This is a genomic window from Micromonospora acroterricola, from assembly GCF_003172955.1.
Classification (GTDB): Bacteria; Actinomycetota; Actinomycetes; order Mycobacteriales; family Micromonosporaceae; genus Micromonospora; species Micromonospora acroterricola.
Genome location: NZ_QGKR01000056.1, coordinates 1 through 2,059, shown reverse-complemented (window position 1 = coordinate 2,059; position 2,059 = coordinate 1). Strand labels below are relative to the sequence as shown.

The 2,059-nt window shown below is 69.3% G+C and carries 6 protein-coding genes; 5 read left to right on the top strand and 1 reads right to left on the bottom strand.

Translation table 11 applies throughout. The features are described from left to right. A partial coding sequence (locus DKT68_RS00795; RefSeq protein WP_161556601.1) for a helix-turn-helix domain-containing protein occupies positions 1-308 on the bottom strand: 308 nt, incomplete at its 3' end. 200 nt (positions 309-508) lie between these two features. On the opposite strand from DKT68_RS00795, the gene DKT68_RS00790 reads away from it, so the two are divergent. The 5 genes from DKT68_RS00790 (at position 509) to DKT68_RS00775 (ending at position 1,980) form a co-directional block, all read left to right on the top strand. Further along, entirely contained in the window at positions 509-760 is a 252-nt protein-coding gene (locus tag DKT68_RS00790) for a helix-turn-helix domain-containing protein (RefSeq protein ID WP_109815520.1), read from the top strand. Then, on the top strand, positions 757-933 hold the full coding sequence (locus tag DKT68_RS31035) for a hypothetical protein (protein ID WP_161556600.1): 177 nt from the start codon (positions 757-759) through the stop codon (positions 931-933). The genes DKT68_RS00790 and DKT68_RS31035 overlap by 4 nt, the downstream gene beginning before the upstream one ends. A 92-nt stretch (positions 934-1,025) precedes the next feature. After that, positions 1,026-1,544: a hypothetical protein gene (locus DKT68_RS00785; protein ID WP_109815519.1), complete on the top strand. Its 519-nt coding sequence runs from the start codon at positions 1,026-1,028 to the stop codon at positions 1,542-1,544. Then, entirely contained in the window at positions 1,541-1,789 is a 249-nt protein-coding gene (locus DKT68_RS00780) for a hypothetical protein (protein WP_109815518.1), read from the top strand. The genes DKT68_RS00785 and DKT68_RS00780 overlap by 4 nt, the downstream gene beginning before the upstream one ends. Beyond that, positions 1,786-1,980: a hypothetical protein gene (locus DKT68_RS00775; protein ID WP_109815517.1), complete on the top strand. Its 195-nt coding sequence runs from the start codon at positions 1,786-1,788 to the stop codon at positions 1,978-1,980. Before DKT68_RS00780 ends, DKT68_RS00775 begins: the two co-directional genes overlap by 4 nt. Positions 1,981-2,059 lie beyond the last annotated feature (79 nt).

Sequence of the window (2,059 nt, the reverse complement as noted above, 5' to 3'; positions counted from 1 at the left end):
ACGATCGGGGGAGGGGCGGGGGCTTCGGCGAGGCCGACCTGGTGCGGCTGGAGATGTCCGGCGAGGACCATCAGTTCGGTGTAGGCGGACTTCCCGACGGCGCGTTCCTCGGGGAGCGTCAGGACGTCGGAGAGCTTCTGAAGGCTTTTGGGGGTGGGTCGTTCCTGGCCCCGGTACCACTTCGACAACATGCCGTGGCCGATGCCGACGGCGCGTGCCAGCTCGGCGGTGGAGTTCGCGACGCCCAGGCTCTTGGCCCGCGCGACCACGTTGCGGTAGAAGGCGTCGTGATCCCAGGCTGCGTCCACGGGAACCGAGCCTAGGGGATTTCGAGAACGAACGCTAGCTACGCCTCTGTAGATCGGGGCTGGTTGGTGGGGGCGGGCAGCGACGTGCGCCGTGGCGGGAGCGGCAGTCATAGGCGACAGGCTATCTGACCTGTAGCCCGTTCGAAAAAGAACCGATCGAGTGCTTGTGTTCTTACTCGAACAGCACTAGCGTAACTTTCGTGAACGAACAAACCGGTAGGCCGGTACTGATCTTCGACGCGGTGGCGTTTGACGCAGCCGTCAAGGAGCGCGGCTACGAGACGCAGGCCGACAAGGCCGGGTTCCTCGGCGTCTCCCGGGCTTCGTACTCGAAGGTCACCCGTGGCCTCGAACAGCCCTCACCGAAGTTCATCGCCGCTGTCCTGATCAAGCTCAGCGACCCGGACAGCCCCGACTCGCTCAACCGCTTCTTCAAGGCCGAAATCCGATGACCGGCCCGCTGCGCACTGAGGAGCAGATCCTCGCCGCCGGCGCCGCCGCAGTCGCGGACTTCCCGCCGCTCACCGACCGGCAGGTCGACCAGATGGTCGCGCTGCTCGGTCCCGTGCGCGACGAGGCGCTGACCCGCCAGGCCGAGCACGACACCGCGGCTGACGCCGCCTAGTTCCGCCCCGGTGCCCACCCGGGCCCGGACACAGCGCGACCCCGCTACCCATCCCAGAGCCGCGGGGCCGCCATACCGAAGGGACAGAGTACGTGACCAACGAACCGAACGCCCCCACCCAGCCCGACACCCGCGCCATGCCCAACGGCACCGAGCGCCCTGGTGAGCACTGGAACGCCCGCCTGATCCGCGAGAAGGCGGAGCGCCAGGTCGCCGACACCGAGAACCAGCCCGAGGCGTGGATCTTCACCTTCGGGTCCGGCCAGGAGCACGACGGCAAGTACGTCGTCATCGCCGGCAGCTACGACGAGGCCCGCGCCGAGATGCTCGCGTACTTCGGCAACCGGTGGTCCTTTCAGTACCGGGCCGACGAGCGGACCGAGATCGAGTCGCACGGCGCGGTCGAGCTGCCCCGCGCCGAGTGGCCGGCCTCCGAGACCGACACCGCTGTGGCCCTCAACCCGGAGCAGTTGCAGGCCAACCTGCTGCTCGCCGTGGAGAACGTCATCGCCGCCGGGTGCCTCGATTGGGACAGCGGGCTTGACGTCGAGGGGATTCAGAGCCGGGCGCACGACGCCCTGATCGTGGCCTACAAGGCGGTGACCCGGTGAGCGCCGCGATCAAGGCGAACAACTTCGCCGACCTGCGCGCCCAGCTCACCAACGCCACCGACGACGTGGTCAAGGCCACCGAGGCGTACTGGGCGGCCCTGCCCGGCGTGATCGCCGCGAAGTGCCGGCACCTCATCGACGAAGAGATCGAGGTCCGGCAGGCCGTCGCCCACGACATCGAGACGGCCCACGCGGCGCTGGTCGCTGACATGGCCCCGCCCACCCGCTGGGAGGCAACGCGATGAAGCGCCGCCTGTTCACCTTCTCCAGTGGCAGCACGGCCCGCGTCACCTGCAAGCACTGCGGGTGGGCCAGCCAGGGGCGCGGCGACGCGCAGAAGGTCTTCGACCGCAGCAACAACCACGAGTGCGCGGGCGTGGAGAGCTACGCCGCGATGCTGGCCCGCCACACCGCCGAGGGCGGTGACCCGCGATGACGATCCTCGACCTCGGCACCATCGGCCGCCTCGTCGACCGGCCCGGGGCCACCCCCGCGCCCGCGCCGCAACCCCAGCC

Coding starts and splice junctions, on each gene's coding strand:
- DKT68_RS31035 (WP_161556600.1), top strand. CDS start 757: ATGACCGGCCCGCTGCGCACTGAGGAGCAGATCCTCGCCGCCGGCGCC.
- DKT68_RS00775 (WP_109815517.1), top strand. CDS start 1,786: ATGAAGCGCCGCCTGTTCACCTTCTCCAGTGGCAGCACGGCCCGCGTC.